Origin of the sequence: Dietzia sp. MNB45 (assembly GCF_051994785.1) — a bacterium.
GTDB classification, from domain to species: domain Bacteria; phylum Actinomycetota; class Actinomycetes; order Mycobacteriales; family Mycobacteriaceae; genus Dietzia; species Dietzia kunjamensis.
Window position 1 is genome coordinate 272,670 of the sequence record NZ_CP163397.1, and the last position, 20,166, is coordinate 292,835.

At 72.3% G+C, this 20,166-nt stretch carries 21 protein-coding genes; 11 read left to right on the forward strand and 10 right to left on the reverse strand.

The window, feature by feature from the left end; all coding sequences use genetic code 11:
* The first annotated feature begins 109 nt into the window (after window positions 1-109).
* Window positions 110-1,168: a hypothetical protein gene (locus AB5G72_RS01320; RefSeq protein WP_440220757.1), complete on the forward strand. Its 1,059-nt coding sequence runs from the start codon at window positions 110-112 to the stop codon at window positions 1,166-1,168.
* A gap of 134 nt (window positions 1,169-1,302) precedes the next feature.
* Here AB5G72_RS01320 and AB5G72_RS01325 read toward each other — a convergent pair whose 3' ends face one another.
* Both AB5G72_RS01325 and AB5G72_RS01330 read right to left on the reverse strand, forming a co-directional pair.
* Window positions 1,303-2,190, reverse strand: a complete 888-nt coding sequence (locus AB5G72_RS01325; protein WP_440220758.1) for an oxidoreductase — start codon at window positions 2,188-2,190, stop codon at window positions 1,303-1,305.
* Between the two features lie 55 nt (window positions 2,191-2,245).
* Window positions 2,246-3,040 (reverse strand): MerR family transcriptional regulator, encoded by a 795-nt coding sequence (locus AB5G72_RS01330; RefSeq protein ID WP_182635727.1) that lies wholly within the window; start codon window positions 3,038-3,040, stop codon window positions 2,246-2,248.
* A gap of 136 nt (window positions 3,041-3,176) precedes the next feature.
* Here AB5G72_RS01330 and AB5G72_RS01335 point away from each other — a divergent pair, with 136 nt between their 5' ends.
* On the forward strand, window positions 3,177-4,742 hold the full coding sequence (locus tag AB5G72_RS01335; RefSeq protein WP_440220759.1) for a succinic semialdehyde dehydrogenase: 1,566 nt from the start codon (window positions 3,177-3,179) through the stop codon (window positions 4,740-4,742).
* A gap of 232 nt (window positions 4,743-4,974) precedes the next feature.
* On the opposite strand, the gene AB5G72_RS01340 is transcribed toward AB5G72_RS01335, so the two are convergent.
* Together AB5G72_RS01340 and AB5G72_RS01345 are read right to left on the reverse strand one after the other, a co-directional pair.
* Window positions 4,975-5,634 carry a copper resistance CopC family protein gene (locus AB5G72_RS01340; protein WP_440220760.1) on the reverse strand — a complete coding sequence of 220 codons (660 nt, stop codon included), beginning with the start codon at window positions 5,632-5,634 and terminating at the stop codon, window positions 4,975-4,977.
* Complete coding sequence (locus AB5G72_RS01345; protein WP_182659431.1) at window positions 5,631-6,476, reverse strand: DUF6474 family protein; 846 nt, start codon at window positions 6,474-6,476, stop codon at window positions 5,631-5,633. The genes AB5G72_RS01340 and AB5G72_RS01345 overlap by 4 nt, the downstream gene beginning before the upstream one ends.
* Before the next feature lie 111 nt (window positions 6,477-6,587).
* On the opposite strand from AB5G72_RS01345, the gene AB5G72_RS01350 reads away from it, so the two are divergent.
* The 3 genes from AB5G72_RS01350 to AB5G72_RS01360 all read left to right on the forward strand — a co-directional run bounded on the left by AB5G72_RS01350 (window position 6,588) and on the right by AB5G72_RS01360 (window position 10,051).
* On the forward strand, window positions 6,588-8,285 hold the full coding sequence (locus AB5G72_RS01350; RefSeq protein ID WP_440220761.1) for a TM0106 family RecB-like putative nuclease: 1,698 nt from the start codon (window positions 6,588-6,590) through the stop codon (window positions 8,283-8,285).
* A 139-nt stretch (window positions 8,286-8,424) separates the two neighbouring features.
* Complete coding sequence (locus AB5G72_RS01355) at window positions 8,425-8,976, forward strand: hypothetical protein (protein WP_440220762.1); 552 nt, start codon at window positions 8,425-8,427, stop codon at window positions 8,974-8,976.
* A gap of 325 nt (window positions 8,977-9,301) precedes the next feature.
* Window positions 9,302-10,051, forward strand: a complete 750-nt coding sequence (locus AB5G72_RS01360; protein ID WP_208636648.1) for a hypothetical protein — start codon at window positions 9,302-9,304, stop codon at window positions 10,049-10,051.
* Between the two features lie 120 nt (window positions 10,052-10,171).
* Here the strand turns inward: AB5G72_RS01360 and AB5G72_RS01365 are convergent, their stop codons facing one another.
* From AB5G72_RS01365 to AB5G72_RS01375, 3 genes are all read right to left on the reverse strand, one after another.
* On the reverse strand, window positions 10,172-10,939 hold the full coding sequence (locus AB5G72_RS01365; RefSeq protein WP_440220763.1) for an SDR family NAD(P)-dependent oxidoreductase: 768 nt from the start codon (window positions 10,937-10,939) through the stop codon (window positions 10,172-10,174).
* 77 nt (window positions 10,940-11,016) lie between these two features.
* A complete protein-coding gene (locus tag AB5G72_RS01370) occupies window positions 11,017-13,065 on the reverse strand; it encodes a neutral/alkaline non-lysosomal ceramidase N-terminal domain-containing protein (protein WP_440220764.1) in 2,049 nt (682 codons plus the stop codon).
* 199 nt (window positions 13,066-13,264) lie between these two features.
* The gene (locus AB5G72_RS01375; protein ID WP_119193492.1) at window positions 13,265-13,867 is read right to left on the reverse strand and encodes a superoxide dismutase; all 603 of its coding nucleotides are present in this window, start codon (window positions 13,865-13,867) and stop codon (window positions 13,265-13,267) included.
* Between the two features lie 158 nt (window positions 13,868-14,025).
* Between AB5G72_RS01375 and AB5G72_RS01380 the strand changes: the two genes are divergently transcribed.
* Window positions 14,026-14,472, forward strand: a complete 447-nt coding sequence (locus AB5G72_RS01380) for an NUDIX hydrolase (protein WP_407335466.1) — start codon at window positions 14,026-14,028, stop codon at window positions 14,470-14,472.
* Between the two features lie 10 nt (window positions 14,473-14,482).
* Here AB5G72_RS01380 and AB5G72_RS01385 read toward each other — a convergent pair whose 3' ends face one another.
* Entirely contained in the window at window positions 14,483-14,686 is a 204-nt protein-coding gene (locus AB5G72_RS01385; RefSeq protein ID WP_253002992.1) for a hypothetical protein, read from the reverse strand.
* A 74-nt stretch (window positions 14,687-14,760) separates the two neighbouring features.
* Between AB5G72_RS01385 and msrA the strand changes: the two genes are divergently transcribed.
* Window positions 14,761-15,438, forward strand: a complete 678-nt coding sequence (gene msrA, locus AB5G72_RS01390; RefSeq protein ID WP_440220765.1) for a peptide-methionine (S)-S-oxide reductase MsrA — start codon at window positions 14,761-14,763, stop codon at window positions 15,436-15,438.
* A gap of 149 nt (window positions 15,439-15,587) precedes the next feature.
* Here the strand turns inward: msrA and AB5G72_RS01395 are convergent, their stop codons facing one another.
* Together AB5G72_RS01395 and AB5G72_RS01400 are read right to left on the reverse strand one after the other, a co-directional pair.
* Entirely contained in the window at window positions 15,588-15,791 is a 204-nt protein-coding gene (locus AB5G72_RS01395; protein WP_007629661.1) for a cold-shock protein, read from the reverse strand.
* A gap of 201 nt (window positions 15,792-15,992) precedes the next feature.
* The gene (locus AB5G72_RS01400; protein ID WP_154829425.1) at window positions 15,993-16,361 is read right to left on the reverse strand and encodes a DUF488 domain-containing protein; all 369 of its coding nucleotides are present in this window, start codon (window positions 16,359-16,361) and stop codon (window positions 15,993-15,995) included.
* A 60-nt stretch (window positions 16,362-16,421) separates the two neighbouring features.
* Here AB5G72_RS01400 and AB5G72_RS01405 point away from each other — a divergent pair, with 60 nt between their 5' ends.
* From AB5G72_RS01405 to AB5G72_RS01420, 4 genes are all read left to right on the forward strand, one after another.
* A complete protein-coding gene (locus AB5G72_RS01405; RefSeq protein WP_253002993.1) occupies window positions 16,422-17,264 on the forward strand; it encodes a DUF4328 domain-containing protein in 843 nt (280 codons plus the stop codon).
* Between the two features lie 3 nt (window positions 17,265-17,267).
* The gene (locus tag AB5G72_RS01410) at window positions 17,268-18,098 is read left to right on the forward strand and encodes a glycerophosphodiester phosphodiesterase family protein (protein ID WP_440220766.1); all 831 of its coding nucleotides are present in this window, start codon (window positions 17,268-17,270) and stop codon (window positions 18,096-18,098) included.
* Window positions 18,099-18,186: 88 nt separating this feature from the next.
* Window positions 18,187-19,098 (forward strand): DUF5926 family protein, encoded by a 912-nt coding sequence (locus AB5G72_RS01415; RefSeq protein ID WP_371607083.1) that lies wholly within the window; start codon window positions 18,187-18,189, stop codon window positions 19,096-19,098.
* A gap of 165 nt (window positions 19,099-19,263) precedes the next feature.
* Window positions 19,264-20,157, forward strand: coding sequence for a hypothetical protein (locus AB5G72_RS01420; RefSeq protein ID WP_440220767.1), 894 nt, complete (start codon window positions 19,264-19,266; stop codon window positions 20,155-20,157).
* The last annotated feature ends 9 nt before the right edge of the window (window positions 20,158-20,166 follow it).

Below are 20,166 nucleotides of genomic sequence, written 5' to 3' on the forward strand. Positions count from 1 at the left end.
GGATCGGGTCCGGCCGGACAGCCGGCGCTACGGGCGGGCGGCACCGCAGTAGTACGCTCAGCGTGCGCGGGTCGCACAGGCCCGCCCCTGCGACGAGAGGCTGTGCCCGATGCCCCAGACCCGTGGTTCCGGAGTCCGGACCAGGCGCCTCGGCGCCGCCGTCACGACCGCCGTGGTGGCGGCGGTCGCGGTCCCCGCCGTGGCGTACGCGCAGGAGGACTCGGGGTCGGGGTCAGCGCTGCCCGCCGAGACGGGCAACAGCAGTGTGGACCAGCTGGTCGGCCAGTTGCCCGAGGAGATCGTCATCGGCGGTGGGGCGCTCGGGTCCGAGGGGCTGCGCGAGACGGGCAGCGCCCCGGTGGCGGACGCCGGACTGTCCCTGGGGCAGACCCTCGGTTCGGTGGCGCCGCTCGAAGCACTGGGGTCGGCCGGCGGGTCCGCGGCGGCGTCCGTGGCGTCCTCGGGGAGCCTGCCGGGCTCCGTCTACGCCAATCCGACCGGGTCGATCGGGTCGGGCACCATCGGGCTGGGATCGATCGCGATTCCCGAGTACATCTTCCCCGTGTTGAGCCTGCAGTTCGCTGGTGGTTTCTTCACGGCGTTGGGGGAGCGGCAGGAGGCCGGCGAGCTCTACCCGCACGAGCTGGACTTCTGGCACGGTCTGGTCGAGGGTTCGGCCGAGGGCGGCGCGCTGCTCGCCGACGCCGCGGACGCCGCCGGCACCGAGCTGCCCGGCGCGCTGGCGGGGAGTATCGAGGCCGTCCAGATCGCCGCGCTGCAGGATCCGTACGAGGACAACGAGCGCCGTCGTGCCGAGGCCGAGGCGGCGGCCGCCGACGGTGGGCAGGACGCGACGGACGAGGTCGACGACGACGAGGCCGACGAGACCGACACCTCCCCGGTCGGCGCGAACGGTCCCGCCGGGGACACGCAGGGCGGAACCGGCGGAGTGGGCGCGACCCTCGGCGCCGCGGCCGCGCCTGCCGCCACCGCGACGACCGTGGGGAACGCCACCGCCGGACCCGGCGAGCAGTCGGCCCCCGCCGAGCTGTCTGCCCCCGCGGAGCTGGCCATGACCGGCGTGGGGACCACCGCGCTGGTCGGCGTCGCCGCCGGGACGATTCTGCTGGGCGGGTTGCTGCTGGCCTTCGCCCGCCGGCGCGCGTAGGGGCCCGGCCTCGTCGTCGTCCCCTCCACGCGGGCCCGGGCAGATCGTTGCGGGGCCACTCGGAAGGCCACTCGGAAGGCCGGGCGGTAGGCCGCGCCGCCAGCGGTTACCCGCGGGCGGTCATCCCTGCCCACTCACCCCTGCGCGCTCATCTCCCGGCAGCGGTCCCACAGCGCGGCGGCGACCTCGCGGTCGTGCGAGGCCTTGGTGGAGTTCACGGTCGTCGGGTACCCGGTGAGCTCGCCGGGGCCGTCGGGGCCGATGTACGCGCCGCCGGGGACGGACTCCACGGTCGCGGCGTAGAGCTGCGGCAGGGCCCCACGCTCGGCCGGCTGCACGAGGAACGGGATCTTCTCCACGCCCTTCATCAGCAGGTCCTGCACGCGACTGCCGCTGCGGTACTGCAGATTGGTCGCCGAGTACCCGGGGTGCGCGGCCACCGCCCTCAACGGCGACCCCGCGGCCTCGAGGCGACGCTGCTGCTCGTAGGCGAGCATGACGCAGGCCAGCTTGGACGCGGCGTACACCGGCATCGGGGCGTAGCGGCGACGGGTCCAGTCCAGATCGTCGGGGTCCACCGTGCCGAAGCGGTGCATCATCGACCCCAGCCACACCACCCGGTCGGTGAGCGCCGGCGCGACGTGCTGGGTGAGCGCGAAGTGGCCGAGGACGTTGACACCGAACTGCATCTCGTGGCTCTGCGCGGTGCGCGACCGCGGGATGTTCATCAGCCCCGCGTTGTTGATGAGCACGTCGGGCGAGCGGCCCGCGAGCAGCTCGCCTGCCGCGTGCACGGAGTCGAGGTCGGCCAGGTCCAGCTCCACGACCTCGGCGCGCTCCGGGTTCGCGAGTGTCGCGCGGGCCGTCTCGGCGCGGCCCGTGTCACGGCAGGCCATTACCACCCGGGCGCCCGCGTCGGTCAACGCCCGGGTGGTCTGCAGGCCCAGCCCGCTGTTCGCGCCGGTGACCACGAAGGTCCGGCCGGTCTGGTCGGGGATGTCGGTAGTGGTCCATCGGCTCATGCGGGCCAGGGTACGTCCGCCGTCCGACATCGCCCACCGGCTCATGCGGGGTGGCTCACTCCCAGGTGGCGGTGTCGGGATCGACACCGTGCGCGCGGGCGTTGGCCTCGACGGCGGCGACCAGCCACTGAGTCAGGCCCGGCTCGTGCGCGTCGTACGTCTCGGCGAAGCGTGGGTCCTCGACGTACATCCGCGCCAGGCAGACCTGCATCGCATGCGTGCAGTCGTAGAACCGCCCGATCGATGCGCGGTGGCGCTCGGCCAGCTCCGCGGCCTCCGACGCCCCCGGGTCCATGCCGGCACGCTTGGCGGCGGCGAGGTCGACGTTGAGCGCGTCGCCCTCGGCCTTGACCTGCTTCCAGTCCTCCCTGGACATGCGCGCCGTGCGTTCCTGCGACTGCGCCCACTGCGGGGTGTCGCCCCAGCGGTGCTCGGCCTCCTCCTGGTACTCCTCCTTCCAGTCCGTGCCGAAGATCTCGGCCCTGTCCTGAGGGGTCAGTGGTGCGTTCATATCGATCGCCTCCTTCATGCGGTCGACTGCGGAGACCATCTCCTGCAGGTGCGAGATGCGTCCGACCAGCAGCTCCCGCTGGCGGGTCAGGTGAGCCAGGGCGTCGGCCTCCGGGTCATCGAGCAGGTCCCCGATCTCCGCGAGCGGGAAGCCCAGCTCGCGGTAGACCAGGATCCGGTGGAGGCGGGCGACGTCGTCGTCGTCATACACCCGGTAGTCCGACCACGTCCTGCCGCTTGCCGGCGCCAACCCGATCCGGTCCCAGTGGTGCAGGGTCCGGACGCTCACCCCGACCAGCGCGGCGACCGCTCCCACGGTGAGCCCGTCTCTCGTCGTCATGTCTCCAGCATCTCTCACATCCACGAGCGTGGGGCCTGACGCGATGTCAGGGTCAAGCCCGGGTTTCCGCGACCGGCGTGCGAAGAACGGTGGCAGGCGGTACCGCTCTTCCTTACCCGCCGGTAACCTCGGTGCCATGAGCCGACCCGCGCCCCATGTGTACGACCGTCTCCGCGGCCTCGTCGCGATCCCCGAATTCCGGGCCGATCCCTCGAGCCGCCCGTCGGCGATGATCACCGAGGTCTTCACCGGTGACCCGCTCGCGGAGATCCCCGCCGGCACCGCCGACGATGTCACCGCCGCCGTCGAGCGGGCCCGGGCCGCGCAGGTCGCGTGGGCCGAACGAGACGTCGCCGACCGGGTCGCCGTCATCACCCGCTTCGCCAAGCAGATCATGCGGAACCGCCGCGAACTCATGGACATCGTGCAGGCAGAGACCGGCAAGAGCCGCGCCTCCGCACAGGAGGAGGTGCTGGACTGCCTCATCACCGCGCGTCACTACGCCCGGACCGCGCCCGGGCTGCTCGCCCCCAAGCGCGTCCAGGGCATGCTGCCGGGACTGACCAAGGCCGTGGTGCGCCGCCAGCCCAAGGGCGTCGTAGGCGTGATCGCCCCGTGGAACTACCCGCTCAACCTCGCCGCCACCGACGCGCTCGCCGCCCTGCTCGCGGGCAACGCCGTGGTGATCAAGCCCGCCTCCATCACGCCGTTCTGTGCCCTCGCCGCCGCCGACATGCTCTACCGGGCGGGCCTGCCGCGCGACCTGTTCCAGGTGGTGCCCGGTTCGGGCGGGACCGTCGGCGGCGCGATCGTGGAGAACGTCGACTACCTCATGTTCACCGGCTCCACCGCGACCGGCCGCACGCTGGGCCGCCAGTGCGGCGAGCGCCTGATCGGCTTCTCGGCCGAACTCGGCGGGAAGAACGCCATGATTGTGACCGAGGGTGCCGACCTCGACGAGGTGGCCGAGGTCGCCACGCGCGCGTTCTTCTCCAACTCGGGTCAGCTGTGCATCTCGGTCGAGCGGGTCTACGTGGAGCGCTCGGTCGCGCCGCAGCTCATCGAGAAGCTCACCGCGCGTGTGCAGTCCATGAGCGTGGGGCCCGGCTACGACTTCGAGGCCGAGATGGGCAGCCTCATCTCCCGTGACCAGCTGGACACCGTCTCCGCACACGTCGACGACGCGGTGGCCAAGGGCGCGCGCGTCCTCGCCGGCGGACGCGCCCGGCCGGACCTGGGACCGCTGTTCTACGAGCCCACCCTGCTCACCGACGTGCCCTCCGGCGCGACCTGCTACGGCGAGGAGACCTTCGGCCCGGTCGTCTCGATCTACCCGGTCGACTCGGTCGAGGAGGCGATCGCCGAGGCCAACGACACCGAGTACGGGCTCAACTCGTCGGTGTTCGCGGGGTCCGACTCCGAGGGCGAGCAGATCGCGGCGCGCCTGCGGACCGGCACCGTCAACGTCGGCGAGGGCTACGTCGCGGGCTGGGGCTCCGTCGCGGGCCCGATGGGCGGCATGGGCGCCTCCGGTGTGGGCCGACGCCACGGCGACGAGGGACTGCTCAAGTACACCGAGGCGCAGACGATCGCCACTCAGCGCGTCGTGCACATGGGCGGGCCGTCGTTCCTGCCCCGCACGCGGTGGCAGCAGTTGCTCGCGCCCGCCACCGACGCCATGCGCTTCCTGCCGGGGCGGTAGGCGGGCGGCCGGCGCGGGCGGGTGGCCGGCGCGGGCGGTGTCCGGCCGCCCCGGCCCGCCTCGTGGTGCTGCCGCTCGCCCTCCCGATACAGCCGCGTCCGGGCATGGCGTCTCGCGCGCCCCGAGGGGCAGGCCAGACGCCATGCCCGGACGCGGCTGTGGCTGACGTGTACAGGCGCGGGAGCGAGACGCCGGACGGGGGAGCGGCTGCACCGCTTTGCGGGCCCGCCCGTCAGTTACCGCGGCGCAGCAGGACGAACGCGCCGCCGATGAGCAGGATCGCCAGACCGCCGACGACCCAGATCGCGGGATTGATGCCGGTGTCCTCACCCGAGGTCTCATCGGCGACGTCCGCCTCGTCGCCGGCCCCGGTGTCGGACCCGCCAGCCGGGGTGGCGTCTCCGCTGGCCGTGGGCTGCGATCCGGACTCTGCGCCTGCCTGCGAGCCGGACTCGCCGCCGGACTGTGCGCCTGCCTCCGCGCCGGCGGCTCCCTCGGCCCCGCCCGCCACGGTGAAGACCGACGACCCGCTCACCACGTGACCGTCGGACGAGGTCACCCGGTATCCGACGATGTAGGGGCCGGGCTCGAGTTCATCGACGTCGACAGTGACGGTCTCGCCCGCCACCGAGGGGTCGCCCACGACCCGGTCGGCCCGGTTCTCCCCGGCGGTCACGGCGACGGAGGCGAAGCTCTGGTTGATCTCCTCGTTGAAGGTCAACACGATCTCGTCGGGCGGGGTGTCCAGCTCGGACCCGTCCTCCGGATCGATGGAGACCAATACGGAGTGGGCGACGGCGACCGGGGCGAGCACCACCGCGGGCGCGGCCGCGCCGCCGACCAGGGCGGCAGCGACCGCCACGGACGCCACGCGCCCCCGCAGTGCCGTCACGCCTTGACGCCCAGGCGGGCGAAGATGTCCTTGTTGATGCGGTCGAGCTCGCCCGAGATCGACGAGTGGATCTCGCGCCGCTGCGCGGTGGGCGTGGTCTCGGCGGTCTCGACCGCGGTCCGCAGGTCGGTGAGCCGGGTCCGGGTGGAGGCGATGAAGTCCTTGACCTCCCGCTCGCTCCCGCGGCTCGTGTCGAGCTGGTCGAGGGTCTGCTCGAGGCGGACGATCCGCACGCCGAGGGCGGCGCCGGGACCGGTGGCGTTGATGCCGGCGGCCTCGAGGTCCACGCCTCCGGGGCCGGAGGGCTTGCCGGCCGATCCCTGCACGTTGGAGACGGCCTTGTAGACCATCGGCAGCAGCACCGGGGTGGCGACCTTGGCCATGCTCAGCCACCGCTGCAGGTCATCCTTGTTGAGCTTGGTGCCCTCGAGCTTCTTGAGTTCCATCTCGGCGAGCTGGTACTCGTGCTTGCGGCCGGCGGAGTCGATCTTCTCGGCGAGCTTGCGGTCCTTGGCCAGCAGCTTGGCCTCGCGCTTGATGGTGGCGCGCTCCTGCTTGGCGTGGACCTTCTCGTTCTTGCGGTTCCGCTTGGCGGATCTGCGGTCGAGCTTGTCACGCTTCTCGGCCCGCTTCTCGGCGCGCCTCGCCTTGCGGTCGGCGTTCTTGCGCTCGAGCTTGGCGCGTTCCTTGGCCTCGGCCAGTTCCACGCGGTGCGCCTCCTTGGCCTTCTTCCGCGTCTCCTTGGCCGCGAGCTTGGCCTCCTTCATGGCCGTGGACTTGAGCGCCGAAGCATGGGCGCGGAGTTCGGCACGCTTGTCGCGGTAGGTCGTCAGCTTGCCCATGGGCGTCGATCCTTCTCTCGTCGCGGACATCAGGTCTCCAGCCTAGGCGAATCGGCCCGCACTGAGGACCGGACCGTCGTGTGGGCCGCGGCTGGGCCATGATGGACGGCGATGGAGGACGCCGGCAGCACCACGTACCGCGCCCCCGATGCGGCGGTGGTGGGGCCGGCCTCGGGGGCCAGATGTCTGCACCGCGTGGCCCGGGAGCGTGATGCGCGACCGGGGTGGTGGCGGACGGCGCCGCTCGACGAGGGCGTGCGTCTGCGGGCGATGGCGGCGGCCGATCGGCGCGCGGGCCTGCGGGAGCGCGCGTTGCGGGACGCGCGCCCCGACGCCGTGGTGGTGGACGTGGTGGGGGATCACTGGACCGATCTGCCGGGGGACGTACCGGGCGACGACGACGAGAGCGCGACACTCCGGGCCCTGGCCGACGGGGCGACGCTGGTGTGGGGCGCGGCTCTTCCCGCCGATCCGCACGAGGGCCGGGCGGGCCTCCGGTGCACCCTGGCGGCCGTGCCCGGCGGCGGGTACGCGCCGGTGCTGGTGGTCAATCACAAGGTGGTCGATCCGCGGCGGGGGAGGAGCGCGTCGACGGCGACGGTGACCCGCTTGCTCGACTGGTCCCCTGCGCCCGACCCCGCTCTCCGGGTGCGGCGTCACCCCGCGGATCTGGACCGGCTCGTCCACGCGTGGCGGCTGCTCGCCGCCGTGGGGCACGCGGCGGAGTCCCCGGTGGGCGCGGTGCTGGGGCTGGGCTCGGCGCGCGCGGTGGTGCACGACCTGGGGCCGGTGCTCGACGCCGCAGACCGCACCCACGCCACGCGGCTGGCGGTGGTGCGCGGTGAGCTCGACACCGAACCCAGCCGGATCGGCGAATGCCGCACCTGCCCCTGGTGGGAGGGCTGGGACGATCGGGACGGGCCCGTCGAGGGCTGCCGTGACCGGCTCGTCGTGGCCGATGACGTCAGTCTCGTCGTCGGCGGCGGACAGGTCGGGTCGCTGAGGGCCCGGGGGATCCGGACCGTGGCGGAGCTGGCGGAGGCCGGACCGGACCGGCCCACGGACTGGAACGGCGAGCCGTTCTCGGACGCGGTCCTGCGGGCGAGGGCACACCGCGACGGCGAGGTCGTGGTGCCCAAAGTGGCGCGGCCGAGCATCCCGCGGGCGGACATCGAGGTGGACGTCGACCTGGAGAGCCACCTCGACGACGGCGCCTATCTGTGGGGGACCCTGCTCACACTGAGGGACGGGCGGCCCCTGGAGGCCGAGGGGTACAGGCCGTTCGCCACCTGGGCGCGGTTGCCGGATCCGGACGAGGGGCGTTCGTTCGCGGAGTTCTGGCGCTGGCTGACAGGCATCCGCGACCGGGCGGCCGGGCAGGGGCGGTCGTTCCGGGCCTACTGCTATTCACGATCCGCGGAGAACGGGTGGCTGCTCTCGTCGGCCGGCAGGTTCGGTCCGGAGGGCACCGTCGCCGTCGTCAAGGGGGTCCCGTCCGTCGCCGAGGTCCGGCGCTTCATCTCCTCCCCGCTCTGGGTGGACGTCCACGAGGCGATCACCACCCAGTTCGTCTCCACCTCGGGCCTCGGGCTGAAGGTGGTCGCCCCGGCCGCGGGGTTCACGTGGCGGGATCCCGAGGCCGGCGGCGAGGCCTCGCTCGGCTGGTACCGCGACGCGCAGGCGGCGCGGGGCGTCGAGCGGGACACTGGCCGCGACCGCATCCTCACCTACAACGAGGACGACGTGCAGGCCACCCGGGCCGTGCGTGAGTGGATCTCCCGCTCGAGCTGGGGCGGCCACCAGCTCTGAACGTATGTCTACTTCGGCGTTGGACCCCTCATGCGCGGGCATTTCGCGGTGGCCGCGCAGTGTGTTCTCGGCGGAATGATTAGAATTGTTAAATATCGCCGGAGTGCCGGCGCATCCCTCCCGAAAGGAACATTGACCCATGACGAGTCACATCCGCGCCGCTGCAGCCCTCGCCGTCTCTGCTCTCGCCCTGACCGGCGGAGTGGGTCTGGCACACGCTCAGTCCTCCGCCCTCGGCTCGGCCGAGGAGGGGACGGGGGAGGTCGGCCCCGGATCGATCGACACCTCGGGCTCCGCATTGCTCGGCGAGCCGACCTTCGGCAGCCTCGCCCCGGTCGTGTCGCAGGGCGTGGGCTCGGTCAACGCGGCAGCGGGTTCCGACGCCGTGAGTCCCGCGCCGGGTACCGGCTCCGTGGACACCACCGGTTCCCTCCTCGGCGAGCCCACCTCAGGCTCCCTGGTGCCGGCCGTGGCGTCGGTCGGTGACGCACTGGGCTCCGATGGGGGTCCGGCAATCGTCATCGGCTCCGATGGCGGTACGGATTCGCTTGGTGGATCCGGTTCGCTCGGGCCGGTGCTGCTGGTCGGCGGCTCCGCCGCTGTCATCGGGGCGGGAATCTACTTCGCGCCGCAGATCGAGCAGGCTCTGACGGACGCGGGAATCGTGCTGCCGCCATTGCCGGTTATCTGATCGCAGTCGGCGAGGTCCAGCGGGGCCCGCTTCCCGTGCCACGAGGCCCGCACCCTGGATCGAAGGGGGCGGGCCTCGGGGCTCCCCGCGCGGGTGCCCCGGGGCGACGCTGGGGCATGGGTGGCCACACGGCAAGGGGTCGAGCGCCTTTCAGAACCCCTTACTAACTAAGATTTAACTGAGTTCTCACCGTTCATCGCCTGAATTCGTGGCTAGGGTGGGGAACGGACGGATGAACCTCGGTCTCGTAACGCTGTTCTCACGTCTCACAGACCCCAACCCCGGCCTCTGCGCCTGGGAGCCCCTTTCCACACGAGGAGACGCAATGACGTTCACCACCCGCAAGGCCGCTGCGGTCGCGGCCGCCGCTGCCCTGGCCATCTCGGGCGCCACCGGCGTCGCCAACGCGCAGGACGAGTCCTCCGGCAGCATCGACCTCGGCAGCCTCGTCGGCGGCTCCACAGAGGGCAGCACCGAGTCGGCGGGCAGCGGTGAGTCCGCCGGGAACGGGTCGGTCCCCGAGGACCTGGGTTCCCTCATCCTGGACGGCAATGCGACCGGAAACGGCTCCCTCGATACCGAGGGTTCCCTGATCGGCGAGCCGACCACCGGCTCGCTCTCGGGCTCCTTGTCCGAGGCGATCGCCTCCTCCGGCGTCAACTCGCTCAGCCCGGCACCCGGCACGGGCTCCATCACCACCACTGATTCGCTTCTGGGGGAGCCCACCACCGGTTCGCTGGCCCCGATCTACGCTCCTATCGCGGGCTCGCTCGGCATCGGCGAGGGAGCCACCACCGTTCTCGGTTCGATGGAGGGATCCCTCGGTGCCGGCTCGCTCCCCGGCGGCACCGGCTCGCTCGTTCCCGCCACCCTGGGGCTGGGTTCCGTCGCCGCCATCGGTGCGGGCATCTACTTCGCGCCGGAGATCCACGCCGCGCTCACCGCCGCCGGCATCGCCCTCCCGCCGCTGCCGCCGCTGCCGTGGGCGCCGGCAGGTGCCGCTCCGGCCCCCGCGGCTCCGGCGCCCGCCCCCGCTCCGGCCCCCGGCCCCGCGATCGACAACGGTCGCGGCTGACCCTGTGCGCACCGCCTGACCCAGGCACAGCACCGAGGCCCGCCCCCTTCGCAGGGGGCGGGCCTCAGTCGTCGTACCGGCGCACGGGGCCGGACGCTATGTCCGGTCCCGGGCGGGCAGTTAGCGCGGCGCCATGCGCAGGGCGCCGTCCATGCGGAAGCTCTCGCCGTTGAGGTAGTCCTGCTCGACGATTGCGTTCGCCAGCTGCGCGTAGTCGGACGGCCGGCCGAGGCGCGACGGGAACGGGATCGCGGCCTCGAGGGACTTCTGGAACTCCTCGGTCAGGCCCTTGAGCATCGGGGTCTCGATGGTGCCCGGGGCGATGGTGTTGACGCGGATACCGAACTGCGCGAGGTCGCGCGCGGCGCAGATGCCCATCGAGTACACGCCGCCCTTCGAGGCGGCGTAGGCGATCTGGCCGACCTGGCCCTCGTAGGCGGCGACGGAGGCGGTGTTGATGATGACGCCGCGCTGGCCGTCCTCGTCGACCGTGTCCTGGGTGGACATGGCCTCGGCGGCGAGCCGCAGCACGTTGAACGTGCCCACGAGGTTCACCGAGATGCAGGTCTGGAACAGGTCGAGCGCGTGCACGCCCTTCTTGGAGACGATGCGTGCGGCCGGGGCGATGCCGGCGCAGTTGACCACCACGCGCAGTGGCGCGGCCTCGGTGGCCTTGGCGATGGCGGCCTTGACGTCGTCCTCGTTGGTGACGTCGGCGGCGATGAGGGTGATGCCCTCATCGATGCCCTGCTCGACGGCCTTGTCGATGGACTGCTGGAGGTCGAGGCCGAACACGACCGCGCCCTTCTCGGCGAACGAGCGCGCGGTGGCGTTGCCCAGGCCGGAGGCGGCGCCGGTGACGATGACGGAAGCACCCTTGATGTCCACGGGCGATGTCCTTTCTGTAGACGACGCGTGCACTAGGAAGTGCAAGCATTAACGTCCCCAGTGTCCCAGACCCGCTGTCAGCGCACGTCGAAGGCCGGGCTCTCCCCCCTTACGGGGAACAGTCGCCCGTCGATCCCGCGGCCCGACGCCGTGTAGACCACGCGGTATGCGCCGGCCGGGGTGCCGGGCGGGATGTCCCAGGTGATGAGGGCGCCGGTGACGGTCAGCAGGCCCTCGAAGACGATCATCGTGGACCAGTCGCCGTCGTCGTGCACCCGCACCCACCGGTCGCCCTCCCGCCGCTCGATCGCGAGGTAGGTGTCTCCGCGGCGCAGGTCGGAGTTGGGGTGGGTGCCACAGAACCGCACGACGACCCGCTGCCCGACGCGATACTCCGCGAGCGGCGGGTCCAGGACGTCGCCGAAGTTGCGCAGCGGAGCCGGTGTGTCGACGAGCGGGTTGCCCAGGGGGGAGACGGGGATCTGCCCGGTGAGGTCCCGCTCGGAGGTGCCGGGGTCCAGCGGGGTCCCCGCCCGCATCGAGCGGGCCAGGTCGGCGGCGACCTGCTGGATCGCCGGCAGGGTCCACGGGCCGAACGCCGTCGCGCCGCCCTCGTAGTTCTGCGCCGAGTACTCCTCGGGCGTGGTGACGTAGTGCCCGTAGGCGTTGGAGTACCCCTGGACGGTGACGTGGTCCTCGCGCACCCCCAGTTCCGCCGCCAGGGTCCGGCGCAGGCGCAGGCCCGCCACGACGGTCGGTTCGAACCCCAGGGTGAACAGGTGGTGCGTTCCCAGTCGGACCAGGTGGAACGGGTACACGCGCTGGATCGCGTGGGGGACCAGGCCCACCGGGAGCAGGACGTCCTTGGCGCCGTGCGCCTCGCGGAGCCAGGCGGGGATCACCACGTCGGTGATCGCGGCGACGACGGGGTTGCCGCCGCGGTCGCCCTCGGCGAACGGCAGCTCGTCCCCGCCGCCGCCGTCCTCCTGGCTGCCCGACGCGAATGACGCGCCGAGGGCCGCCACCGCCGTCCGGTGGGTGCGCCCGTCGCCGGTGAACTCGGGCCGCACCTCGACGGCCGACATGTCCACCCAGCGGTGCCGGACGTCGATCCCGTTGCCGAGCGGCCGGACCCCCTTGTCCACCTGGTCGCGCGCGGCCGCGAACTGTCGCTCGCCGATGATCCGGGTGTTGAGCCACTCGTCGGGCGTCGGTCCCCGGCCGGGGGCCAGGTCGAGGTTGGGGCTCACGTCGCCCGGGTTGGTCTGCGCGAACGCGGTGACCAGCTCCGGCGTGCGGCCGTCGAGGTAGTCCTGCCCGGCCACCTCCCGCTCCCAGTGCCATGCGGCGAAGCCCTTGTTGTCGGAGGACGCGATCGTGTTGTGGGAGGTCATCGAGGTGGCGTGGACGCCGAACCAGTTGAGCACGCCCACGAGCCGGCCGTCGCGGGTGATCTGCAACGACTGCGACCGCGGGTCGATCCCCGCCGGGAACTGCGCCCGCTCCTCGGGGGTGTCGCGGTCGAACGACCCGCGGGAACGCTGGACGCCGGCGTCGTGCAGCGCGCCGGTGGTGACCCCGACGCTCGACGGCGCGAGGTCCTGGTGCGCCATCCGTGCGGCGTCGACGATCCCCGCCACGTTGGCCTCGAACGTCACCGGCCGGAAGCCCAGCATCGACAGGTCGACCATCGGATGGCCGGATGTCCCGCCGGGTGCCACGTGGGTGTGCGTGGCGGTGATGACCACGTTGCCCTCGTGGTAGGTGTCGCCGAACTCGGCGGCCAACCGGCGCAGCACCTCCTGCTGGATCGACTGGAAGACGAGCCCGATCTCGGCGGTGACGTGGAGGAACCGGGGTGACGACGGCGAGTCGGCAAAGACGAAGGCGCGGGCCCGCTGCCGCAGATGCAGCCCGACGGACTGCTGCTCGGTGTCCGCGTACCCGTTCATGCCCGCGCCCAGCGGCTCTCCGGTCATGTCCCCGATGCCCCGGCCGACGTACATGGCCGTGGACTGGCCCTGTGCCACGGCTGGCAGGAGCGACTGCAACGCGGCGACCCCGCCGAGTGCGGCGGCCCCGCCCAGGACGGTGCGGCGGCTGACGGTGGTCAGGTTGTCGTACATCGTCTCTCCCCGGGTGCGCGTACCGCGGTGATTCGCATCATCGCATCGCGGCTGACGCTACCCAAGTGGACGCTCGTCCGGGGTGTCCTCTGCGTGCCGGACGGACGAGCCGGGCGACAAACGAGCAGCGGCCCGGGCGGGGAGGTCCCCACCCGGGCCGCTGCGAGCTCTGCTGAGCCGTGAGGCGCTAGGCCGGTGTTCAGCCCTTGGCCTCGGCGTAGCGCTGGGCGACGTCCGCCCAGTTGATGACGTTCCACCAGGCCTTGACGTAGTCCGGCTTGACGTTCTTGTACTGCAGGTAGAAGGCGTGCTCCCACATGTCCAGCATGAGCAGCGGGGTGATGTTGATCGAGATGTTGCCCTGCTGGTCCGTGAGCTGCTGGATGATCAGGCGCTGCCCGATGTGGTCCCAGCCCAGGACGGCCCAGCCCGAACCCTGCAGGGTCGTGGCGGCGGCGTTGAAGTGGGCCTGGAACTTGTCGAACGACCCGAACTCGGCGTCGATCGCGGCGGCCAGCTCGCCCTCGGGCTTGTCGCCACCGTTCGGCGACATGTTCTTCCAGAACACGGAGTGGTTGGTATGGCCACCGAGGTGGAAGGCCAGGTTCTTGCTCAGCAGCGGGGCCTTGGCGGCGATGCTGCCGTCCTCGCGGGCCTCGGCGAGCTGCTCGATGGCGTCGTTCGCGCCCTTGACGTAGGTCGCGTGGTGCTTGGAGTGGTGCAGCTCCATGATCTCGCCGGAGATGTGCGGCTCGAGAGCGCCGTAGTCGTAGTCGAGATCGGGAAGAACGTACTCGGCCATAGTGGAGTGTCCTTTCAGTTGGGTGGCGGGCTGCGCACGGGATTCCCCGTGGCGCCCGTCACGACGTCCACCTCCACCATAGTGATCCGTCCACCGGTGCGTCGTCCTGCGCGACCGCGGGCGGCCGGCGAAGCCGATGGCCTGCCATGATCGGGGTCGTGGATCACTCTGATATGGCCCCGGTCGGCGGCGTCATCTCCGTGTCGGCCGTCGTGCTCACCCGACCCGACGGCGCGGTGGCGACCGTCCGCAAGGCGGGCACCGACCGGTTCATGTTGCCCGGCGGCAAATGGGAGGCCGGGGAGTCGCCCAGGGAGTGCGCCGTACGGGAGATCGACGAGGAACTGGGGGTGGTCATCGCCCCCGATCGGCTCACCCTTCTGGGGCGATTCGACACCGCGACCGCCAACGAGCCCGGGTTCTCCCTGGTCTCCGAGGTCTTCGCCGCCGAGGTGGACGGCGCGCAGCGGCACCGGGCCGAGATCGCGGAACTCCGCTGGGTCGCGGTCGCGGAGATGGCCCACATCGCGACGCTGCCGGAGGACTCCTGCGCGCCGTGGGCCCCGCTGCTGGTGCGTGTCGCCCGCACCTGCCTGTCAGGATGAACGTGCCTGGTCAGATCACCAGGAGTACGACGAGTACGACCAGGAGCGCCAGGGCGACGGCGACACTCACGTGGAGGTTGCGGCGACGGACGTGATCGCTGCAGCCGGACCCCTCGAAGGGCTGCGGCGGCTCGCCGTCGAGGATGGCGCGCAGGCGCTGCGCGGCGGGCTGTGTAGCGGTCACGTCGAGCTCCCCCTCGGTCGAACTGGTCACCACCCTAGCGCTGACTATGGCATTGGTCACATCACGTCCGGATCACGAACGGGCCGGAGGGTTACCCTGGCGGCATGGGCTGGCTACAAGACGCGATCAGACACTCCGCCATGCGTACCGCGACCACGGTCGTCGACGCCGAGGCGGCGCTCCCGGGCCGCGCTGACCCGGTGCCGGTGGCGCCGGCGAACATCGTCACCGGAAACCCGATGGTCCCGCCGTTCCCGGAGGGCCACGAGACGATAGTGCTCGGGATGGGGTGTTTCTGGGGCGCGGAGAAGATCCTGTGGCAGCTCGACGGGGTCTGGACCACCGCCGCCGGGTATGCCGGCGGGTGGACGCCGAACCCCACCTACGATGAGACCTGCACCGGGGCGAGCGGCCACACCGAGGCCGTGCTTGTGGTCTTCGATCCGCAGGTGCTGCCGGTGGAGAAGCTGCTGGCCACGTTCTTCGAGTGGCACGACCCCACGCAGGGGATGCGCCAGGGCAACGACATGGGCACGCAGTACCGCTCGGCCGTCTTCACCACCACGCCGGAGCAGCTGGAGGTGGCCCGTCGCATCGCCGAGGGGTACCAGAAGGAGCTCGACGCGGCCGGTTACGGCCCGCTGACCACCGAGATCGGCGAGCTGGGGGAGGTCCGGTCCGGCACTTTCTACTACGCCGAGGACTACCACCAGCAGTACCTGGTGAAGAACCCGGGCGGCTACGACTGCCACGTCCGCAGCGGCGTCGCCTGCCCCATCTGACCGGGGGCTCCCGCGTCTGGCCGGGCGCGGGAGCGGATGGCCGGACCGAGGGTCAGACGGAGCGGACATGCGAAAGGGCCCGGCAGGATCTCTCCTGCCGGGCCCTCTCGTGGAGTCTGAAGGACGTCAGATCACTCTGACGTCACAGATCACATCGGGGTGATGTTCTCCGCCTGCAGGCCCTTGGCGCCCTGCGCGACGTCGAAGGAGACCTGCTGGTTCTCCTCGAGCGAACGGTAGCCCGAGCCCTGGATGGCGGAGAAGTGGGCGAAGACGTCGGCCGAGCCGTCGTCGGGGGCGATGAAGCCGAAGCCCTTGTCAGCGTTGAACCACTTAACGGTGCCGGTAGCCATATTGGCGTCCTTTCGAGAGTCGGTACCCCGCTTGTCGGGGTCCCGGGTGCTGCAGCAGAGAGCGTGCTGTGTGTTTCCCTGCGGTGCCGCACTGCCCTCTCTCGAGGACGGTGGATCTACAGAAATACAACGAACGATTTCAACTACTGAGGAAGACCATACACACGCCCTTGCGATCCGTCACCCCTGATGTGACGACGGCTACATGTGCTGCCTGATCTCGTCCGCCAGGACGAGGGCGTGGTTGTGCTCGGTGTCCCTGGCCGCATAGGCCAGAACCAGGTCGCCGCGGGCCGCCAGCGTCGCCAGGCGGGCCACCTCCCCGGCGGCGGGCTCGCGTGACAACTCCTCCCGATACCTCTCCGCGAAGTGCTCGAAGTCCAGTTCACCGCGGTGGAACTCGCGGCGCAGGTCGGCGGACGGGGCCACGTCCCTGCACCAGTCGTCGTGATCGAGGGACTCCTTGCGTACGCCCCGCGGCCACAGCCGGTCCACGAGGACGACGTGGGCCCCCGCCGGGTCGGCCTCTCCCGAGACGAGGTCGTGGACGCGCACGCAGTAGACGGACATGGACCCAGGCTCCGGCACAGCGCCGTCCGACGCCACCCGGGCTGTGCCAGCATGGTCGCCATGACCACACCGCGGCGGCAGGGGCAGTGGCGCTGGGTCGCGCACCCGCCGTGGCGACCCCCCACGCCCGTGACGCGGCCGCCCGCCCCGCGGCACCGCACCGGGCCGGCGTGGCGCGACCGCACCCCGTCCTACCCCGGCACCCCGCGGTGGGGACTGCCGCCGGTCGCGATCCCGCGCCGGCTCGAGCAGCCGACAGGACCCGCACCCGCCCGGTTCGCCACCGCCGCCCCCGGGATCATGCGGGCGGCCGGCGCCTGGTTCCTCGCCACCGCCGTGGCCCACGGACTGCGCTACGCCGCCCTGGTCTGGTACGCCGACCGGCTCGCGCCGTGGTGGCTCGAGGCCCTCACCACCGCCCTGGTCTGGGTGACGGGGATCGTCGCGATCGCCGTGGGGATCGCCGCAGCCGTCACGGCGACGGCCTGGCTGGTGGAGATGCGGCGACGGGCGTACGCACCGGTTCGGGACCCCCGGTCACGGGCGGGCCTGTGGGTGGGTGCCCTCCTCGTCGTCGTCAACTTCTTCCGCCTGCCCGTCTACCTCGAGGAACTGCGCCGGGCGTCGACCCGCGCCCCGTCCCGATCGGACCTCCGGCGGTGGTGGGCGGCCTGGGCCGTCAACGTCCTGGCGGTCGCGGTCGCCCTGTGGCGCGGCAGCGGGGAGGGCCCCCAGGCCGCCGCGGACACCGTGCTGCTCACCGCCCTCGCCGCACTCGCCGCGGCGTGGGCGGTCCGGGAGACCCGGGGCGTCATGAGGAGTTTCAGTGACCCTTCCCCGCGGTTCACCCGCAGGTTCATCGCGGCGGGGATCCTGGAAGCGTCAGCAACCCGGAAGGATTGAGACGTGACGGTCCCCGCGACCACCCACCTGCCCTCGCCCGTCTCCACCCGCAGCGGGGTCGTCGCACACCGCGGCGCCTCCGCGGAATTCCCCGAACTCACCCGGGTCGCATACCAGCAGGCCCTCGAGCAGGGCGCCGAAGCGCTCGAGGTGGACGTCCGCCTCACCTCCGACGGCGTGCCCGTCCTGCTCCACGACCCCCGCACCACCCGCGTCTCCGACAGGGATCTCTGGGTCCACGCCAGCACCCTCGAGCAGATCTCCGCGCTCGACGTGGGGTCGTGGCACCCCGTGCACCGCGCCCCCGAAACGGTGCTCACACTGCGCAGTTTCCTCGTCATGGCCGAGGCGTACCCGGACGTCCGGTTGTTCCTCGAGACCAAGCACCCGGTGCCGTCCGGCGGTCGGGTCGAGACGGTCCTGCACGACGAGCTGAAGTACTTCGGTCTCGACCGGGCCACGTCGTTCGCCGATTCCCGCGCGGTGATGATGAGCTTCTCCGTCGCGGCCGTGCGGCGTTTCCGGCGGCTCGCCCCGGACGTGCCGACGGTGCAGCTGCGCGAGCGTCGGAACGTCGTCAAGTCGTGGCCGGCCGAGGGGTTCGGTGCCCAGCTGATGGGACCGAGCATCGGGACGTTGCGGGCGCGGCCGTGGCTGGTCGAGTACTGGCGGTCGCGGGGGATGGGCACCTACTGCTGGACCGTCGACGACCCCGCCGACCTGCTGCTGTGCCGCGACCTCGGCGTGGACTGGGTCGGCACCAACGTCCCCTCGCGCGCGCTGACCGTCCTCGACGGCGGCGCGCCCCGGACCGAGGGGCCCGCGGGCGCCTGACGGGCGGGTCGGCCGAGCCCGGGCCCGAGTCCGGGTTCGAGTCCGACGCCTACGCGGGCGGTCGGCGGGGGCGCACCGTATCGTGGTGATCGTGGGTAGACGCAATCGGAACAACGAGCCCAAGGCCGGCGGCAACCGCCAGGCCAAGATCGCCGCGCGCGCGGCCGAGCGTGAGGAACTGAGCGTCGAGCCGCGGCCGTTCGCCGGGTTCGCCGGGGAATGCGACATGGTGGCGATGCGCGAGTTCGTGCCGTCGGCCACCGCGCGCCTCACCACGGTCGACGGTGGGCGGGAGGTCACGCTGGCGACCGTCCTGCCCGGCGCCATCGCGGGCCTGGTCCGCGACGAGGAGCTAGGCGGCCAGGCCATGGTCGGCCTGCAGGTGCAGGTCCACGGGCCGGACCCGGCAGCCGATCTCGCGTACGCGGTCGACTGGGCGACCCGCGCCGGTGGCGGGGAGACCCTCACCTCGTCGCACCCGACCGACTCCACCCCGGCACTGGCCGACGTCGTGGTCGCCGATGCGCCGCTGGAGATCGTCGTCCACGACGACTTCTCGTGGTGGGTCGCCGACGGCGTGGACGTGGGGCCCGAGATCGAGCAGGCGATCCGCAACGCCAACGAGGTCATGATGCCCTCGGCGCGCGTCTCCGCCGACGGCATCGAGGCCGCCTGGTGGGTCGACGCCGGCGAGAAGGCACACATCCGCTGGGTGCGGCCGGAGAACGAGGACGACCTGTTCGAGGCGCTCGCCCGCGTGCACGCCGCCGGCGCGCTCCATCTGGGTGAGGGGTCCCGCTTCGCCGGGTCGTTCCGCACGCACGGGGTCCTGGTGCCGGTGTTCGACCTGGACCGCGAGATGCACCACCAGGAATGGGCGCCGGGTCTGCAGGCGCTCGACGCCGCGCTGCGCGACGCGCTCGCCGACGACACGCCCCTCACCTCGGACGAGCGGTCCTCCCGCGACGGTCTGCGCGCCCGTCAGGTGACCCTGCGCTAGACGGCGGCTCCCCGCTAGCACCACGCGCCCGGCCCCCGCGGTATGAACCCCCGGCCGGGCGCGGCGGCCTCTAGGATCCACTCCGTTGGCGACCGCGGTCGCCCGTGACGCGATGACCCGTCACGCGATGAGTCGACGCGGAGTGGAGTGAGGGGGTGGGGCGGCGTGGCCGACCGGCCGAGGACGGGCGACGACGACGAGGCCCCCCGGCTCCCGGAGGTGACGGTTCCGCCGTGGTTGCGGACCGGGCCGACCCCCGATCACGCGATGCCCGGCGTCCCCGCGGCGGGCCGGTCGGCCGGCGGGGCCGGTGGCTCGGATGCCGCGCGGGCCGGGTCGGGTGAGCGCGAACCGTCCGCCGATGCGCCGCCCCCCACCCGCATCACCCTCGGCGCCGTCGGCGACGCACACGCCCCGGCGACGAGCGAACTGCGCTCCCCTGCGGGACCGGCCGGCAGCGGCAGCACCAGGCGCGAGGCGGACGACCTGTCCACCCTCTCGCTCGGGGCCCCGCCCGCGGACCGGGGCCGACCCGATGACGAACCGCCGCCGGCCCCCGCGGTGCTCGATCGGCGCCCGGCACGGATCGCCCTGCTGGCGGCCGCCGGGGTCGCGGTGCTGGGTGGGTCCGCGGTCCTCGGGTTCGTCGTCACCCGCGGGGCCGTCGGCCCTGCGGACGAGCGGGATACCGGGTGCGTGGAGGTGGCCGAACCCGGCCGGGTGGTGGGGTCCGGGCCGGGCTCGCTCGAGACGCCGGCCGGGGCGGTGCTGGCCTTCGATCACGCCTACTACGTGGAGCGTTCGGCCGAGAAGGCCTTCGAGGCGGTCGCCCCCTCCAGCCGGATGACCGAGGAGCAGCTGCGCGTCGAGGGGGTCGAGCGGGTCCCTGAGGGCACCACTCACTGCGTGGACGTACGCGAACTGTCACCGACCCTGCTGGAGGTGGACCTCACCGAGTACCCGCCGGGGGCCGACCCGGTGCTGATCCGGCAGCGTGTCCGGGTGGCCGAGAACCCCGGCGGCACGTGGGGGATCGTCTCCATCACCCCGGCCGGCTGAGCTCCGCCG